Source organism: Jeotgalicoccus sp. WY2, from assembly GCF_018437745.1.
GTDB classification, from domain to species: Bacteria; Bacillota; Bacilli; order Staphylococcales; family Salinicoccaceae; genus Jeotgalicoccus; species Jeotgalicoccus psychrophilus.
In genome coordinates this window covers 827,731-845,684 of sequence record NZ_CP049818.1, presented here as the reverse complement: position 1 = coordinate 845,684, position 17,954 = coordinate 827,731, and the positions used below count along the sequence as shown (strand labels likewise).

Annotated in this window: 11 protein-coding genes and 7 pseudogenes; all 18 read left to right on the top strand. The window is 42.1% G+C overall.

The features are described from left to right. Nucleotides 1–3 precede the first annotated feature (3 nt). The 18 genes and pseudogenes from G4D76_RS04980 to G4D76_RS04895 all read left to right on the top strand — a co-directional run bounded on the left by G4D76_RS04980 (nt 4) and on the right by G4D76_RS04895 (nt 17,942). Nucleotides 4–411, top strand: a complete 408-nt coding sequence (locus G4D76_RS04980) for an acetyl-CoA carboxylase biotin carboxyl carrier protein (RefSeq protein WP_250130208.1) — start codon at nt 4–6, stop codon at nt 409–411. 2 nt (nt 412–413) lie between these two features. Next, nucleotides 414–1,758, top strand: a pseudogene (locus G4D76_RS16660) (acetyl/propionyl/methylcrotonyl-CoA carboxylase subunit alpha). Between the two features lie 5 nt (nt 1,759–1,763). Continuing rightward, nucleotides 1,764–2,527: pseudogene (locus G4D76_RS04970) on the top strand (LamB/YcsF family protein). Between the two features lie 14 nt (nt 2,528–2,541). Further along, complete coding sequence (locus G4D76_RS04965; RefSeq protein WP_213810707.1) at nt 2,542–3,753, top strand: NRAMP family divalent metal transporter; 1,212 nt, start codon at nt 2,542–2,544, stop codon at nt 3,751–3,753. Nucleotides 3,754–3,761: 8 nt separating this feature from the next. After that, nucleotides 3,762–4,586: a putative hydro-lyase gene (locus G4D76_RS04960; protein ID WP_213810706.1), complete on the top strand. Its 825-nt coding sequence runs from the start codon at nt 3,762–3,764 to the stop codon at nt 4,584–4,586. An 87-nt stretch (nt 4,587–4,673) separates the two neighbouring features. After that, nucleotides 4,674–5,156 (top strand): 5-(carboxyamino)imidazole ribonucleotide mutase, encoded by a 483-nt coding sequence (purE, locus tag G4D76_RS04955; RefSeq protein ID WP_026858634.1) that lies wholly within the window; start codon nt 4,674–4,676, stop codon nt 5,154–5,156. Next, nucleotides 5,143–6,262 (top strand): annotated as a pseudogene (purK, locus tag G4D76_RS04950) (5-(carboxyamino)imidazole ribonucleotide synthase). Before purE ends, purK begins: the two are co-directional and overlap by 14 nt. A gap of 5 nt (nt 6,263–6,267) precedes the next feature. Beyond that, nucleotides 6,268–6,967 (top strand): annotated as a pseudogene (purC, locus tag G4D76_RS04945) (phosphoribosylaminoimidazolesuccinocarboxamide synthase); the annotation flags it as partial. Continuing rightward, nucleotides 6,968–7,227: pseudogene (gene purS / locus G4D76_RS04940) on the top strand (phosphoribosylformylglycinamidine synthase subunit PurS). After that, nucleotides 7,228–7,890 (top strand): phosphoribosylformylglycinamidine synthase subunit PurQ, encoded by a 663-nt coding sequence (purQ, locus tag G4D76_RS04935; RefSeq protein WP_115885409.1) that lies wholly within the window; start codon nt 7,228–7,230, stop codon nt 7,888–7,890. It begins immediately after the preceding pseudogene. A gap of 1 nt (nt 7,891) precedes the next feature. Next, the gene (purL, locus tag G4D76_RS04930; RefSeq protein WP_213810705.1) at nt 7,892–10,069 is read left to right on the top strand and encodes a phosphoribosylformylglycinamidine synthase subunit PurL; all 2,178 of its coding nucleotides are present in this window, start codon (nt 7,892–7,894) and stop codon (nt 10,067–10,069) included. After that, on the top strand, nt 10,048–11,466 hold the full coding sequence (purF, locus tag G4D76_RS04925; RefSeq protein WP_115885411.1) for an amidophosphoribosyltransferase: 1,419 nt from the start codon (nt 10,048–10,050) through the stop codon (nt 11,464–11,466). The genes purL and purF overlap by 22 nt, the downstream gene beginning before the upstream one ends. Before the next feature lie 2 nt (nt 11,467–11,468). Then, nucleotides 11,469–12,488 carry a phosphoribosylformylglycinamidine cyclo-ligase gene (gene purM / locus G4D76_RS04920; RefSeq protein ID WP_213810704.1) on the top strand — a complete coding sequence of 340 codons (1,020 nt, stop codon included), beginning with the start codon at nt 11,469–11,471 and terminating at the stop codon, nt 12,486–12,488. Beyond that, nucleotides 12,481–13,048 (top strand): annotated as a pseudogene (gene purN, locus G4D76_RS16655) (phosphoribosylglycinamide formyltransferase). The gene purM and the pseudogene purN overlap by 8 nt, the downstream one beginning before the upstream one ends. Before the next feature lie 2 nt (nt 13,049–13,050). Next, entirely contained in the window at nt 13,051–14,526 is a 1,476-nt protein-coding gene (purH, locus tag G4D76_RS04910) for a bifunctional phosphoribosylaminoimidazolecarboxamide formyltransferase/IMP cyclohydrolase (RefSeq protein ID WP_213810703.1), read from the top strand. Between the two features lie 18 nt (nt 14,527–14,544). Continuing rightward, nucleotides 14,545–15,797, top strand: a pseudogene (purD, locus tag G4D76_RS04905) (phosphoribosylamine--glycine ligase). Nucleotides 15,798–15,898: 101 nt separating this feature from the next. Continuing rightward, entirely contained in the window at nt 15,899–17,470 is a 1,572-nt protein-coding gene (locus G4D76_RS04900) for a glutathione ABC transporter substrate-binding protein (protein ID WP_213810702.1), read from the top strand. Nucleotides 17,471–17,645: 175 nt separating this feature from the next. Further along, nucleotides 17,646–17,942: a hypothetical protein gene (locus G4D76_RS04895; RefSeq protein WP_213810701.1), complete on the top strand. Its 297-nt coding sequence runs from the start codon at nt 17,646–17,648 to the stop codon at nt 17,940–17,942. The last annotated feature ends 12 nt before the right edge of the window (nt 17,943–17,954 follow it).

The following is a 17,954-nucleotide window of genomic DNA, read 5'->3' as shown; positions in this document are numbered from 1 at the left end:
AAATTGGTTAAGTTATTAAAAGAAGAAGATTTGGCAGTGCTCAGCATCTCGGATGATGACACGCATATTCATATTGAACAGAAAGGATCAGCAGTTTCAGCGGAATCTCTACAGCAGGGCGACGCGGTTTCGCCGGCTGTACAGAATGCAGTATCTTCAGGGCTGGTGGAAATAACAGCAGGACAAATCGGTACTTTTTATAATCAGAAAGATGAAAACAGCGAAGAGACATTCGTTTCAGTAGGAGATAAAATCGAAAAGGGCGATCAGATCGGTTTTATCGAAGCAATGAAGGTGTTCAATGATGTGAAAAGTGACGTGGCAGGCGTAGTTGAAGAAATTACAGTAGCAAATGGAGATGCTGTGGAATTTGGCGGCGTCTTGATACGTGTACGTCCAGAGGAGGCGTAACAATGAAGAAAGTTTTAATTGCGAACCGCGGTGAAATTGCTGTCAGAATTATCCGCACGTTAAAAGAGATGGATATTGCCAGCGTTGCGGTTTACTCGAGCGGCGACAAGGATAGCCTTCATGTTGCACTGGCGGATGAGGCTTACTGCATCGGCGGACCGAAAAGTGCCGACAGCTATTTAAATATTGATAATCTTCTGCAGGCTGCATTAATGGCTAAAGCAGATGCGGTTCATCCAGGCTACGGATTTTTATCGGAAACACCTGAATTTGCTAAGCGCACCGAAGAACTCGGCATGATATTCATCGGACCGGCGCCTGAAACTATGGAAAAGATGGGCGACAAGTCCATGGCGCGCCAGACGATGGAAAAATCAGGCGTACCAGTTATTCCTGGCAGTAACGGCATTGTGAAGTCAAAAGATGAAGTGAAAAAACTTGCTGAAACAATTACTTATCCAATCGTCATTAAAGCCGTATCAGGCGGCGGAGGTAAAGGAATGCGTTTTGCACACAGCGATGAAGATGTTGATAAATTATATGATGAAGAAAAAGAAGCGAAAAGCTCCTTTAATGATGATCGTCTGTACATCGAAAAATACATCCCGAAAGCGCGTCATATTGAAATCCAGGTTATCGGTGACGGCAAGGGGGGCGCTATTCATTTATTTGAACGGGACTGCTCAATTCAAAGAAACAACCAGAAATTGCTTGAAGAGGCACCGGCGACAATTCTCAGTGAGTCAGAACGTGATGATATTACAGAAACGACCCGTCAGGCGATTGCCAAGCTAAATTACCGCGGTGCGGGAACGATTGAAACTTATATGTCGCAGCGGAAAAAAGATTTTATTTTATCGAGATGAATACACGTGTGCAGGTTGAACAGTGTCAGAAGAAGTGACCGGCATCGATATTATCAGAGCACAGATTAACGTGGCATTTAATAATGATATCGGTATTACACAGGATCAAGTAAAACTTTCAGGCCATGCAATTGAAGCGCGCATTAATGCGGAAGATCCGGATAATCGTTTTATGCCGTCTCCTGGTAAAATTGATAAATTACATTTCGGTCTAGGAAGAAATGTCCGTGTGGACACGCATATTTACAACGGTTATGCCATTCCGCCTTATTACGACTCGATGATTGCTAAAATTATCGTTAAAGCTGACAACCGTAAAGATGCACTATTCAAACTGAAGCTTGTCTTAGGTGAAACTGTGATCGAACCGATTAAGACGAATTTAGATTTTCAGTATTACCTTGCGGGACATCCGAAAGTTTTAGAAAATGATTACGATATTAAGTTTATTCATACAGAAAATATATTGAGTAAAGGATGATTTAATTGAGTAAATTAACGATTGATTTAAATGCTGACCTCGGAGAGAGTTACGGTAATTATAAAGTAGGCAGCGACGCTGAAATTATTCCGCTGATTTCCTCGGCAAACGTAGCATGCGGATTTCACGCAAGCGACCCCGTCGTTATGATTGAAACAGTTAAACGCATTAAAGAGTCAGGTTCAACAGGGCTTGGTGCACATCCGGGATTTCCGGATTTAATGGGCTTCGGGCGCCGTTATATGGAGCTGTCTGATGATGAAGTCCACGCTATTATGCTTTATCAGCTGTCTGCACTTGACGGTATTGCCCGTACATACGGCCTTGAACTTAACCATGTGAAACCGCATGGTGCACTTTACAATGCAACATTTAAAGATGAAAATTTAGCGCGTGTTATCGCACAGGCGGTTAAAGATTTTAATCCGAAGTTAAAACTGATGGGACTTGCGAATAACAATTTAGTTCAAGCGGGGAAAGCTGCCGGTCTTGACGTGATTAATGAAGTGTTCGCAGACCGTGCCTATGAAGATGATGGCACACTTGTATCACGCAGTAAAAACGGTGCAATGATTACCGACAGCAGCCTTGCGACAGAGCGGGTTGTCCGTATGATTACCGATGGTAAAGTAGAGAGTGTAAACGGTAAAGATGTGGAGATTCAAGCAGACAGCATATGTGTTCACGGTGATGGGGAAAAAGCATTGGAATTTTTAAAGAAATCAGACGGCAGCTTGAAGAAAAAGGGATTTCTATCGAAACGTTATAAGAAGGGGTGCACTTATGGAGAATAAACCGAAAATTACAGCCGCACAGCGCAGGCTGCTGTTCGGTGCAGTGTTCCTGATGGCAACATCGTCAATCGGACCTGCATTTTTAACACAGACAACAGTATTTACACAGCAGTTTATGGCGAGTTTCGCCTTTGCAATTTTAGCTTCTATCGTTATCGATATCGGTGCACAGCTTAATATATGGCGCGTCCTGTCAGTCAGCGGGAAACGCGGACAGGATGTAGCGAACGAAGTGTTTCCGGGACTCGGTTCACTGGTTGCAGTACTTATCGTCATCGGCGGCTTTGCATTTAACATCGGTAACGTCGCCGGTGCGGGACTTGGTTTTAATGCGATTTTCGGCTGGGATGTAAGGGTTGGTGCCGCAATTACAGGCATCTTCGCAATTATTATATTCTTAATTAAAAACGGCCGTGCCGTTATGGATATCGTGACGCAGGTACTTGGTGTACTGATGATTGGTATCGTTGCTTATGTAATGATTATTTCAGAGCCGCCAGTTGCTGAAGCAGCGAAAAGAGCGATTATGCCGGAAGATCCGATAGCGATGCTTCTGCCGATTATTACACTAGTCGGGGGAACTGTCGGCGGTTACATTACTTTCGCCGGTGCCCACCGTTTAATCGAAGCGGGTATGACGGGTGAGAAGAATCTGCGTTTTGTCAGCCATGCAGCCAACTGGGGAATTTTAACGACAGGTGTTATGCGTGTGCTGCTGTTCATGGCAGTACTCGGCGTGCTGACACAAGGTGCGGTATTATCAGAAGAAAATCCGCCGGCATCTGTATTCCAATTTGCACTTGGTGATATCGGCATGAAAATATTTGGTATTGTGCTGCTTGCAGCTGCATTATCTTCTGTAATCGGTGCAGCATACACAAGTGCGAGCTTTATGCGTTCATTTAATACGGTGTTTGACCGTTATAACAATATCGTCATCGTCGTCTTTATTGCGACATCGACATTGATTTTCTTATTTGTCGGACGTCCGGTGACACTGCTTATTCTGGCAGGTTCATTCAACGGACTGATTTTACCGATTACGCTCGGTGCAATACTTCTTGCTTCACGTAAGAAGAGCGTCGTTGGAAATTACCACCATCCGACATGGATGATAGTATTCGGTGTTATCGCAGTAATCGTTACATTAATTGCAGGATTTATGTCACTGCAGGGTCTTGCAGCATTATGGAATGGGTAGGTGATTAAATGACTGAAAATATTAGAATGGCTATCAGAACTGGTGAGCATACCGGACCGACTTCCGGCATCTCGGGGGATAAAGTACAAGCGAACTTAGCAATTTTGCCAAAAGAATATGCTTTTGATTTTTTGTTATTTGCGATGCGTAATAATAAGCCGGTGCCGATTATTGAAGTACTGGAGGCGGGTGAGTTTATTAGTAAATATGCGAAAAACTCAGATATTCGAACGGATATTCCTCTTTACAATATTTATAAAAACGGCGAGCTGACTGAAACAGTCAGCGATATTAAAGATTACTGGCGTGATGATTTTGTTACATTTTTAATCGGCTGCAGTTTTACATTTGAGCAGGCAATTCTAGATGCCGGCATTAACATTAAACATATTGATGAAGGGCGCAACGTTGCGATGTATAAAACGAACATTGAAACTGTACCTGCAGGAATTTTTTCAGGAGAGACGGTCGTGTCAATGCGTCCATTCAAGAAGGAACTTGTCGATCAGGTAGTCAGTATTACAAATGAATTTCCGAACATGCACGGCGGACCTGTGCATGTCGGAAGTCCCGAAAAGATTGGTATAAAAAATATCGACGAACCTGATTATGGTGAGAGAATCGACATTGCTCCGGATGAAGTGCCGGTGTTTTGGGCATGCGGTGTGACACCTCAAAATGTCGTGCTGAATGCAAAACCCGAAATTTTAATCAGCCATGCTCCGGGACATATGTTTATTACTGATATTAATAATGAGGAATATAAAACTGAAACCGGGCAGCTGCCCGGTTTTTTGTATTTAAGTATAATGCGGGTCAAAAACGGACGATAATCATAAATATTTAAGTATTGACATTTAATATACGCACATTATAATTAATATTATAAATAATGTTCGTCAAATGGGAGTGCATAAAAGATGACAGTGGGTATTATTATGGGCAGCTCGTCAGACTGGGAAACGATGAAACACAGTGCTGAAATGCTGGATTTTTTCGGAATCAGCTATGAAACGAAAGTAGTCAGTGCACACCGCACACCAGAAATGATGGTTGAATATGCAAAAAATGCGACAGCAGCCGGCATCAATATTATTATTGCCGGAGCCGGCGGTGCAGCGCATCTGCCCGGCATGATTGCTTCATTAACACACGCACCTGTAATCGGTGTACCGATAGAGTCAAAATCGTTAAAAGGTATGGATTCGTTATTGTCCATCGTACAAATGCCGGGAGGAATTCCAGTGGCTACGCAGGCGATCGGTGTCCCGGGCGCTAAAAATGCAGGGCTGATGGCGGCAAGAATGATTGGTATATCGGACTCTGAAGTGTTCGCTAAACTGGAAGAATACACGAAAAGTCTCGAAAAGAAAGTTGAGGATATGCAAAATGACCTTAAGTAGACGATTATATCCGGCAGCTGTAATTGGTATTATCGGCGGCGGACAGCTTGGAAAAATGCTCGCACAAAGTGCCCAGCGCATGGGTTACAAAGTTGCAGTGCTCGATCCGTCAGCAGATGCTCCGGCACGTTCTGTATGCCATACTTTTATCCACGCTGATTTCAGCGATGAAGAAGCATTGATTAAATTAAGTGACATGTCAGACGTTGTCACATACGAATTTGAAAATATTGATGCACATATTTTAAGAAAACTCGTCTCTGACTATTACGTGCCTCAGGGTGCAGAAACAGTACTTACTTTGCAAAACCGCACGACTGAGAAAAATGCAATTAAAGAGTCGGGTGCGAGTATAGTGCCATTTGAAAATATTTCATCTGAAGCAGATGTCAAAGCATTTGCTGAAATACATTCATATCCGTTAATTGTGAAGACGACAACAGGCGGCTACGATGGCAAAGGCCAGTATTATATCAGTTCAGAACAGGAACTATTAAATGAAAATATACCATTTGAAGATACAGCATTTATCGTTGAAAAATATATAGATTTATCGAGAGAAGTATCATTGACTGCAGCACGGAGTGCAAGTGGAGAGATAATTTATTTCCCGCTGCAGGAAAACCTTCACCGCAATCAGGTTTTATACCGGACAATTGCACCGGCTAGAGTCGATTTTTGAAAAGGCGAAAGCTGAAGCTGATGAAATTATGAAAGAGATGCTCTTCGTCGGCGTATTTACAATCGAATTCTTTATAGATCAGGACGGGGAACTGTACGTAAATGAAATTGCTCCGCGTCCTCATAATTCAGCACATTACACAATTGAGGCATGTAACATCAGCCAATTTGATGCACATATACTAAGCGTGACAGACCAGCCATTGCCGGAAGTTTATCAGCACAAAGATGCAATCATGATGAACTTGCTCGGAGAAGATTTAGACCGACTGGACCTTGAATTGTTTGATTATTCCGAATGGAATGTTCATTTGTACGGCAAATCAGACCGTAAACCGGCAAGAAAAATGGGACATGTAACAGTTTTAACCGATGATGTAGAAGCGGAGTTAGTGCGTTTAAAAACAAGCTTTGAGAAGGAGTGAGAAGAATGACTTTATTATACGAGGGCAAGGCGAAAAGTGTATACGAAACTGATGATAAAAATGTACTTTCTATTGAATACAAAGATGAAGTTACTGCGGGTAACGGAGAAAAGCATGACTTTATTCCAGGTAAAGGGCATTTAACAATATTATTTCAGCTGCTCTTTTTGAAAGACTCCATGCTTTTGGCATCCCTTCCCACTTTATAGCAAAGACCGGGGAAGCGAGTCAGCTTGTAAAAGAGTCGATATCATTCCGCTTGAAGTCGTTGTCAGAAATACTGCGGCAGGAAATATTGTAAAACGTTTAGGTGTCACGGAGGGGGAAGTGTTTGAAACACCGTTAGTCGAGTTTTACTTAAAGGAAGACTCGCTAAACGATCCCATTGTAACTGAGGATCATATTAAGCTTCTCGGTCATGGCACTGATTCCAATGTTGCAGAGCTGAAAGAAAAAGCACTCGCAGTTAACGAAGTCCTTACAGGAATTATGAATAAGATGAATTTGACACTTGTTGATTTTAAAATTGAATTTGGTAGAGATGTCGAAGGCAATATACTGCTTGCTGATGAAATTTCGCCTGACACTTGCCGCTTGTGGGACAAAGATACCAATGAAAACTTTGATAAAGACGTTTATCGTAACGATACAGGGTCACTAATTGATACGTATAATAAATTTATAATAAGCTGGAGGGAATTTAAGATGAAGAAAATTGAATTAATCGTAACATGCAGGAAGGAAAGGTTTTAGATACTCAGGGAGAAGCATTGGACAGGGCGGTAGCAGAACTTGGACACAATGAAGTATCTAATATTAGAGTAGGTAAAGTATTGTATTTCGATATTGCAGAGAATGATAATGACAAGATTGAGAATATTGTCAAACAGCTTGCTGAGAGATTGTTTACAAATACAGTAATTGAAACTTACGAATATAAAATTTTAGATAGGGAGACATTTTAAATGAAGTTTGCAGTTATTCGTTTTCCAGGGTCAAACTGTGACCGTGATCTATACAATGCAGCGATTAAAAGTGGTGCAGAAGCGGACTATGTGGATTATCGCGAAACCTCTTTGGATAATTATGACGGTGTTCTGATTCCGGGTGGCTTTTCATTTGGAGATTACTTGCGCTCCGGAGCTATGGCGAGTGTTGCACCAGTTACGGCTGCAATAAAAAAATTGGCTGACGAAGGCAGACCGGTCCTGGGTATTTGCAATGGATTTCAAATTTTAACTGAAATTGGTTTGCTGCCGGGAGCACTCATACATAATGACAGTCATACATTCATTTCCCGCAATGAGTCTTTAAAGATTGTCAACAATCAAACAGCGTTTACAGACCAGTATGAACATAATGAAAATGTGATTTTCCCTATTGCACATGGTGAAGGACATTACTATTGTTCTGATGAGACATATGAAATATTAGTGAAAAATAATCAAATTGTTTTAACTTATAATAATAATCCAAACGGTTCCAGAAATGATATTGCAGGAATTGTTAATGAAGCCGGCAATGTTTGTGGTATGATGCCGCACCCTGAACGTGCATTAGAAACTTTATTAGGCAGTGAAGATGGTTATAGAATTTTTGATAGTATCGCTAAGTGGGGGGACAAATAAAATGAGATTCATTGAGCCTACGGCACAGGACATAAAAGAACAGAAATTATATAAGGAAATGGGTTTGACGGATACTGAGTATCAAAAAGTTATCGAAATTTTATCAAGAGAGCCTAACTATACTGAACTGGGTATATTTTCAGTAATGTGGAGTGAACACTGTTCATATAAACATTCTAAAACATTTTTAAAACAATTCCCGACAACTGGCGAGCATGTTTTAATGGGGCCCGGCGAAGGGGCTGGGGTTGTTGACATTGGAGATAATCAAGCTGTTGTCTTTAAAGTAGAATCACATAACCACCCTTCGGCAGTAGAACCTTATCAAGGTGCAGCGACGGGAGTAGGCGGAATTATTCGCGATATAGTATCAATCGGGGCACGCCCAATCGGCTTGTTAAATTCACTTCGTTTTGGTGAACTTACAACTGCCAACAATCGAAGATTATTACGCGGTGTTGTAAGCGGGATTGGCGGTTACGGTAATTGTATCGGTATACCAACAGTTTCAGGGGAAGTTGAATTCGATTCATCATATGACGGAAATCCATTAGTAAATGCAATGTGTGTTGGAATTATCGAGCATGATAAGATTCAAAAAGGAACTGCTAAAGGTACCGGTAATAAAGTAATTTATGTGGGACTGAAGACCGGACGTGACGGTATCCACGGTGCCACGTTTGCATCTGAAGAACTAAGTGAAGAATCAGATGCTAAACGGCCATCTGTGCAAATTGGTGATCCATTCACAGGTAAAAAATTAATGGAAGCGACTCTTGAAGCGATAGACATGCCGGAACTTGTAGGTATTCAGGATATGGGAGCTGCCGGTTTAACATCGTCAAGTTCTGAAATGGCAGCTAAAGGAAACTCCGGTATGACGCTGTATCTTGACAAGGTTCCTGTGCGTGAAGAAGGTATTTCACCATATGAAATGATGTTATCTGAAACTCAGGAAAGAATGCTGCTCGTTGTTGAAAATGGATCTGAAGATAAGTTCCTGGAACTATTCGATGCTAAAGAACTAGATTCTGCTGTTATTGGCGAAGTAACTGATAATGACCGTTTGCTGCTTTATTTTGAAAATGAGCTGTATGCAGATATTCCTGTGATGCCTTTATCAGAAGAAGCACCAGAGTACATTTTAGAAGGACAAGAAGCTGACAAGGATGAAGCGCGCGAAGATTATTCAAATGAAGATCTGGAAAATGTTTTTATACAGTTAATCAGTCATCCAACGCACGGCGATAAGTCATTTATCTTTGATCAGTATGACAGCCAGGTAGGTGCGAATACTGTAAAAGAATCAGGTTTCGGTTCAGGAGTAACCCGGGTAGAAGGTACTGATAAAGCAATATCGATGGCAATCGACGGCAAGAGCCGATACGTCTATGCAGATCCTTATAATGGTGGGAAAGAGGTAGTTGCTCAAACATTCCGAAGTATTATTGCAACAGGCGCAACACCGCTGGCAATGACTGATTGTTTAAATTACGGTTCCCCGGAAAATCCAATTATATATAATCAGTTGAGCGAATCAACTAAAGGTATGGCGGAAGCATGCTTAGCGTTATCAACACCAGTAGTGTCGGGGAATGTCAGTTTATATAACGAAAATAGAGAAGGATCAATACTGCCAACACCAGTAGTTGGGATGGTAGGTTTAATAGATGATGTAAACTTTATGAAAAGCTCTAAAGTAAGTGAAGGCGATGCACTGTATCTTGTGGGTGAATTAACACCATCATTTTCCGGCAGTCAAATTGAAAAAATATTGGAAAATAGAATACGCAAAACAGTTCGTAATATTGATTTGGAACTTGAATATAAGCGTGGAATCAGTTTACAGAGGAAATTAGTTAACGGTGAAATTAATAAAATTTCACCACTTGGACGCGGCGGATTAATTACTAAACTTGCTCAGCTTGCTGGTTATTTCAACCTTGGTATTGATGTAAACGTAGATGTCCGCAAAGATCTGCTTTTCTCTGAAGGTGCATCTAATTACCTAGTTGTTGCAGAGAGCGGCATGGATATAGAAGATGCTGTAGAAATTGGAAAATTATCTGGTGATAAATTCAGCGTGAAGACAAAAGACTTTGAGCTGATACAATCGTTAATTGAAATTAAAGCGCATTGGGAAGGGGCAATCCCGTCATGTATGAATTACGTGGATTGAATGAAGAATGCGGTGTGTTTGCAATTTGGGGGCACAGCGAAGCAAGTAAACTGACATATATGGCGCTTCACAGTTTACAGCACCGGGGACAGGAAGGGGCTGGAATTGTAGCATCAAATGGTGAATATTTATTCGGAGCCCGGGGGATAGGGCTTTTAAATGAAGCACTAACCAAAACACAGCTGGAATCACTGAATCCTTTTTGGCAGGCAATTGGTCACGTAAGATATGCAACGACTGGCGGCAGTGAATTATCTAACGTGCAGCCATTTTTATTTAAAAGTCATACAGGAGATTTAGGACTGGCACATAATGGAAACCTGGTAAATGCATTGCAAATTAGACGTGCATTAGAAGATGACGGTGCGATTTTCCAGACGACATCCGACTCGGAAGTTTTTGCACATCTGCTAAGACGTGCAAAAGGACCGACGAGAAAGGCAAGAATTAAAACAACACTTCAACAGCTTAAAGGCGCGTTCGCCTTTGTAATTTTGCACGAAGATGCATTGACCGTAGCGCTTGATGATCACGGTGTCCGCCCCTTGATGCTCGGTTCGCTAGACGGTGCATACTGCGTAGCCAGCGAAACGTGCGCCTTTACCGCAATTGGTGCAGAGTACATCCGTGATATTGAACCGGGGGAACTCATTACAATAAGCGACGAGGGTATTGATTTTGATCGTTATACAGATTTCGAAAACCCGAATATGTGCTCTATGGAATACATTTATTTTGCACGTGCAGATTCAGAGTTCCGCGGCACGTCAACATACACAATTCGTAAAGCGCTCGGTGAAGAACTGGCTAAAGAAATGGATATTAAAGCAGATATGGTTATCGGCGTGCCGGATTCAAGTCTCGCTGCGGCTAAAGGGTTCAGCGATGAATCAGGAATTCCCGGCGAACAGGGGTTGTTAAAAAACCGTTATGTCGGAAGAACATTTATCGCCTCGGGACAGGAAGCGCGTGAACGTGCAGTCCGGATGAAACTGTCTCCGGTCAGAGATATCGTTGAAGGTAAGAGCGTCATTGTTATCGACGATTCCATTGTGCGGGGGACGACGAGTAAATTTATCGTCAAAGCTTTGAAAAAAGCGGGTGCTAAAGAAGTGCATATGGGGGTGTCATCACCGCCACTTAAAAATCCATGCTATTACGGTATCGATGTATCGACGCATGCGGAAATTATTGCCTCATCGAAATCAACTGAAGAGGTGCGGGAAGAAATTGGTGCAGATTCATTAACTTATTTATCCGTAGAAAAAATGCATGAAGTATATGAAAAATACGGTTCACGCGGACAGTGTGATGCGTGCTTTACAGGGAATTATCCGATTGAAAATACTGATGGCTTGCTACCGCAGGAAAAAGATGCGAAAACGAAAGGAGTATAACGATGTCTGAACAATATAAAAAAGCCGGTGTCGATATTAATGCCGGATATGAAGCGGTCGAACAGATGAAAGGGCATGTAAAACGTACGATGCGTCCGGAAGTAATCGGAGGTCTTGGAGGATTTGGTGCAGCATTTGATCTGTCACAGCTAAATATGACAGCGCCTGTGCTCGTGTCAGGTACTGACGGTGTCGGTACGAAACTGAAGCTTGCAATTGATTATAACCGTCACGATACAATCGGCATCGATGCTGTTGCAATGTGTGTAAATGACATTATTACAACTGGTGCAGAACCGTTATACTTCCTTGATTATATAGCTGTGAACAAAGTAGTCCCTGAACATATCGGTGAAATTGTTAAAGGTGTTTCTGAAGGATGCGTTCAGTCCGAATGTGCACTAATCGGCGGAGAAACTGCCGAGATGGGTGAAATGTATGGCGAAGGCGAATACGATATTGCGGGATTTGCTGTTGGTGCAGTTGAGAAACATGAATATATTGACGGCTCATCTGTTGAAGCAGGCGATAAAATTATTGGCCTCGCATCAAGCGGCATTCATTCAAACGGCTACAGTTTAGTCCGTAAAATTATTGAGGATAACAATATTGATGTCACAGCTGACTTAAACGGTGATAAGCTGCTCGATTTGCTGCTTGAGCCGACACGTATATACGCACAAGAAGTTAAAGCATTAAAACATAAAGTCAATATTAAAGCGATGAGCCATATTACCGGCGGCGGATTTATTGAAAATATTCCGAGAGCATTGCCGGATCATCTGGGCGTCAGTCTCGATGTTAAAAATATTGAAGTGCCTAAAGTACTTGCATGGCTGCTGGAAGAGAGCGGCGTGAGAGATGAAGAAGCATACAACGTCTTTAATATGGGGATTGGTTTTATAATCGCCGTCCCTGCAGACGAAGCTGATAAAGCACTTGAGATACTGAAAGATTTTGATTATACAAGCAGCGTAATCGGTGAGGTTACTGCTGAGGCTGGAATTAAAATTAATGGTTAAAAATATAGCTGTCCTCGTTTCCGGCGGCGGTTCGAATTTTGAGAACCTTGCATTAAAAAGCGCTGAGGCAGGGTTTGAGATTAAAATTTTAATCGCAGACAGTCCGGATGCCTATGCCGTTAAGCGGGCAGAGAAATTAAATATTCCTCATATAATTATCGACCGCAGTAAATATTCAGCAAAAAAAATTTGAAACTGCTGTAACAGAAGCAGTTTCAAATTTTAATATTGATTATATTGTACTCGCAGGCTTTATGAGAATTTTATCGGCTGAATTTATTAACTTCTATAAAAATCGAATTATTAATATTCATCCATCGCTGCTGCCGTCTTTTAAAGGCAGAAATGGTATCGAAGATGCTTATAATTACGGCGTAAAAGTGACCGGTGTGACAGTTCATTTTGTCGATGCCGGCATTGATACAGGTAAAATTATTGCACAGACTGCAGTTATAATAGAAGAAGATGAAACGCTTCTTTCATTAGAAGAAAAAATACATCAGGCGGAGTATGAACTATACCCTGCCGCACTGAAGAAAGTACTGGATGGAGGAGTCTAACTATGAAAGCATTGCTGAGCGTATCAAATAAAACAGGCATAGAAAAATTTGCTGAAGGGCTGCTTGAACAAGGCTATGAACTGTATTCAACCGGCGGCACGTTTAAAGCATTACAGGAAGCGGATATCGCTGTCAATCAGGTGAGTGATTTAACGGATTTCAATGAAATTATGGACGGCCGTGTTAAAACACTGCATCCGGCTGTTCACGGCGGCATCTTAGCAGACCGTGACAATGAAGCGCATATGAAAGACCTTCGTGATAATAGTATAGAAACGATTGATTTAGTTGCGGTCAACTTGTATCCGTTTAAAGAGACAGTCAGAAAAGCAGATGTCACTGAAAGCGATGCTGTAGAAAATATCGATATCGGCGGTCCGACTATGCTTCGTGCAGCGGCGAAGAACTATAAGCACGTCACAACAGTTGTTGATCCGTTTGATTACGATGAAGTACTGGAACGTCTTAAAGATAATGCGCTTGATGAAGATTTTAGAAAACAGCTGATGATTAAAGTATTCCGTCACACGAATGACTATGATCAGGCAATTGTAAATTTCTTTGCACAGAGCGAAAGAACACTCCGTTACGGTGAAAATCCGCATCAAAGTGCAAAATACGTTAAAACTTCAGACGATAAAAACACGATTCTTAATGCTGATGTGCTGCACGGCAAAGAACTCAGTTATAACAACTTAAGAGATGCAGACAGTGCATTTCAGCTGGCGAAGAAATTTGATTTACCGGCAGCAGTTGCTGTAAAGCATATGAATCCGTGCGGTGTCGGTACAGGTGATACGCTCAGCGATGCTTTCCAAAATGCATTTGATGCTGATAACCAGTCTATATTCGGCGGCATTGTTGCGCTTAATAAGACTGTGGACGCGCCAACGGCAGAAAAATTAAGCAAAGTATTTTTAGAAGTGATTATTGCTCCGCACTTCTCAGAAGAAGCATTAAATATTTTAACAGTGAAGAAAAATATTCGTCTTTTACAAGTTGATTTCACTGAAGAAGCTGTTCAGGATGAGTTTGTCAGCGTATCTGGCGGTTATCTCGTGCAGTCGCGCGACACTGGAAAACTCGATAAAGACTCGCTTGAATATGTCACAGAAAAAAAACCAGATGATGAGCAGCTAAAAGCTCTGGTACTTGCTTGGGAAGTATCGAAACACGTGAAATCCAATGCGATAGTACTCGCCAACAGTAAACAGACTGTGGGAATCGGTGCAGGACAGATGAACCGCGTCGGCGCCTTGAAAATTGCTGCAGAGCGTGCGATTGAGCTTGGAGAAAATGTTGTCCTTGCAAGCGACGGATTTTTCCCAATGCCGGATACGGTAGAAAATGCACATCAGTACGGCATTAAAGCAATTATCCAGCCGGGCGGTTCTAAACGCGATAATGAATCAATTGATTTTTGCAACGAGCACGGTATTGCAATGGTATTTACAGGAATGCGTCATTTCAAACATTAATACTGGAGGGCGAAACCAATGAATGTATTAGTAATTGGCGGCGGTGGACGTGAGCATGCTCTCGTTAAAATCCTGAGCCGGTCAAAACATACAAAAACAATATTCATGCAGTACCCGGCAACAGCAGCATGACAAAATATGCAGCTGTGCACAGCGGTATTCAGGATTCTGATATTGAATACATCGTTGAACTTACAAAACAGGAAAATATCAGCTGGGCGGTTGTCGGACCGGAAGCACCGCTTAACGCAGGTGTCGCCGATGCCCTTGAAGCGGCCGGAGTGAAAGTATTTGGTCCGAGAAAGCTGGAAGCACAGCTAGAATCATCCAAAGCCTTTGCAAAAGATATTATGTTGAAATATGGCATTCCGACTGCTGAATACCAGGCATTCACGAATTTAATCGATGCATCGGACTACGTGAAAGAACAGGGCGCACCGATAGTAATTAAAAAAGACGGGCTTGCTGCAGGTAAAGGTGTTGCGGTTGCAATGACTGAAACTGAAGCACTTGATGCTCTTAAAGAAATGTTTGCGGAAGGTGAAAATAACCCAGTCGTAATTGAAGAATTCCTTGAAGGTGAGGAGTTCAGTTTAATGGTGCTTGTTAACGGTGAATATACATTGCCGTTCGATATTGTGGCACAGGATCATAAACGTGCTTTTGACAGAGATACGGGGCCAAACACCGGCGGCATGGGGGCATATGCGCCTGTTACGCATATCGGAGAAGATGTTATAGAAGAAGCAATCAATAATATTGTTAAACCGATGGCGACTGCAATGGTTAGTGAAGGCTTAGATTATTTTGGTGTTATGTATCTCGGTGCGATTATTACTAAAGACGGCGTTAAAACAATTGAGTTTAATGCGCGCTTTGGTGACCCGGAAGCCCAGGTACTGTTAGGGCTCCTTGAATCGGATTTTATCGATGTACTGGAAGCGGTCAGAAAAAAAGAACCCTATAAGCTCGAGTTCAGCAGTGACTCTATGCTCGGTGTGATTTTAGCAAGTAACGGCTATCCTCAAGCTTATGAAAAAGGCGCGTCAGTTATTATTCCTCAAAAACTTGAGGATGCTGTGTTCAACAGCGGGCTTAAGCATGTTCAGGATGACCGTTATGAAACTGCCGGCGGCAGAGTGATGCTCGTGACCGGACGAGGCAGTACGCTTGAAGAAGCAAAGCAGATAGCGTACAAAAACACTGAGCAGATTGAATTTAATAATGAGTCGTTATTTTATCGTAATGATATCGGAGAACGAGGCGTGTAAACAGGTGATTATTTCATCTGTTTTTTTATTACAAAAAATGGGTGTAGCGGAATGTTTTAATTCATAGTATAATAATATGGATTTTAAAAATTGGAGGAACAATGAAAAAATTATTAATGCTGTTCATGACAGTATTTATTTTGATGCTCGCAGCATGTACGAGCGACAGCAATGTTGAAGAAGAAGTTTCTGATTCAGAGGGTGAATCAGCGGGAGGGGAAGCAATTGACTTCAGTATTATGTCATTGCCGAACTCACTTGATCCGCATGCAGCAAACGACGGATATTCACTTTATGTGATGACGAATATTTACGAAACACTTGTAAAACTTAACCAGGACCTTGAATTAGAGCCCGGTCTTGCTGAAAGCTACGAACAGATTTCAGATACTTCATGGGAATTTAAACTCCGTGAAGGAATTAAATTCCATGACGGCAGCGACTTCAATGCAGAAGTTGTAAAAGCCAACCTTGACCGCGTACGCGACGAAGAAGTTGCATCACCGCTGTCATTCCTGTTTACGGAAATCTCTGACGTAGAAATTATTGACGACTATACGGTTCAAATACATACAAATGAACCATTTGCAGCACTCCCTGCTCACTTGGCACATCCGGGTGGCCACATGATCAGTAAAGAAGTTATCGATGCGGATTACGCTCAAATGGAAGAAGGCGGCAACCCGCTGACTGAAGTTAACCGCACACCAATTGGTACGGGATTCTTTAAATTTGAAGATATTGCTGAAGGTGAACAAATCACATTAGTACGTAATGAAGAATATTGGGGAGAAGCGGCAAAGCCTGAATCAATCGTCTTCAGAGCCGTACCGGAAGACCAGTCACGTATTGCAGAATTAACTTCAGGTACCGCAGATATTATTTATCCGATGGACCCGAACGACGTTGCACAAGTAGATGCTAACGAAGGCAGCGAAGTACAGCAGCGCCCAAGTGCGAATATGACGTACTTGGGATTCAACACAGAAAAAGAACCATTCAACGATGAAAATGTAAGATTAGCTATCGCATCAGCAATTGATAAAAATGCGATTATCGAAAACATTTTAGTTGGTATTCATGAAAAAGCAGAAACGCCGTTAAACCCGACAGTATACGGCTACAGTGAAGATCTTGAGCCAATTGAGTATGATCTTGAGCAGGCTAAAGAATACATGGCAGCAAGCGACCATCCTGAAGGGTTTAGTGCAGAAGTCGTCCTGAACTCAAGAACACACCAGGACGTTGCAACTTATATGCAGGAAGTGCTGTCTGAAATTGGTGTAGACCTTGAAATTTCACTGATGGAAGCCGGCGCATACCAGGAATATACAGCGAACGGCGATCATGAAATGTTCATGGGCGGCTGGGGAACTGTAACACTTGATGCGGACTACGGCTTATATCCGATGTTCCACTCAGACAACATTGGTGCACCAGGAAACAGAACGAGATATTCGAATCCTGAAGTCGATGAATTACTCGATAACGCACGTGTAGAAATGGACGAGGAAACACGTCTGCAGATGTATGAAGATGCACAGCAGATTATCATTGATGAACAGCCGTTAATTCCGGTATTCCATACGAAATTATTAACGGGGATCAACTCTGACTTAGACGGTTACTACCAGTACCCGAGCAGTTTCCCTTACCTTAAAGACTTACAGTAGAATAATTATAGTGAAACTCCGGCCATGTAGTGCATGGCCGGAGTTTTTAATTGTAGAAAGATAAGGGGAACTGCCGTCGTATTCGAAGCAGTGAATATGGAGGCAGGGCGGTTACCTCGTCACTGTAGTTATCACAATGACGGGGAAAGCTAATCTCGTCATTGTGGTTTTCACAATGAAGGGGCAGGGTGCTAATCTCGTCATTGTGGTTATCACAATGACGGGGCAGGGTGCTAATCTCGTCACTGTAGTTATCACAATGACAGGGCAGGGTGCTAATCTCGTCATTGTGGTTTTCACAATGACGGGGCAGGGTGCTAATCTCGTCACTGTAGTTATCACAATGACGGGGCAGGGCGTTCCCCCGTCATCTGCCTACAAAAAATGGTTATGCAACACAGAAATTTCACACTTTTTATACGTTTTATGCTACTATTATTTACTTATTACTTTATTGATGAGAGTAATATAAAAAGGATTATGA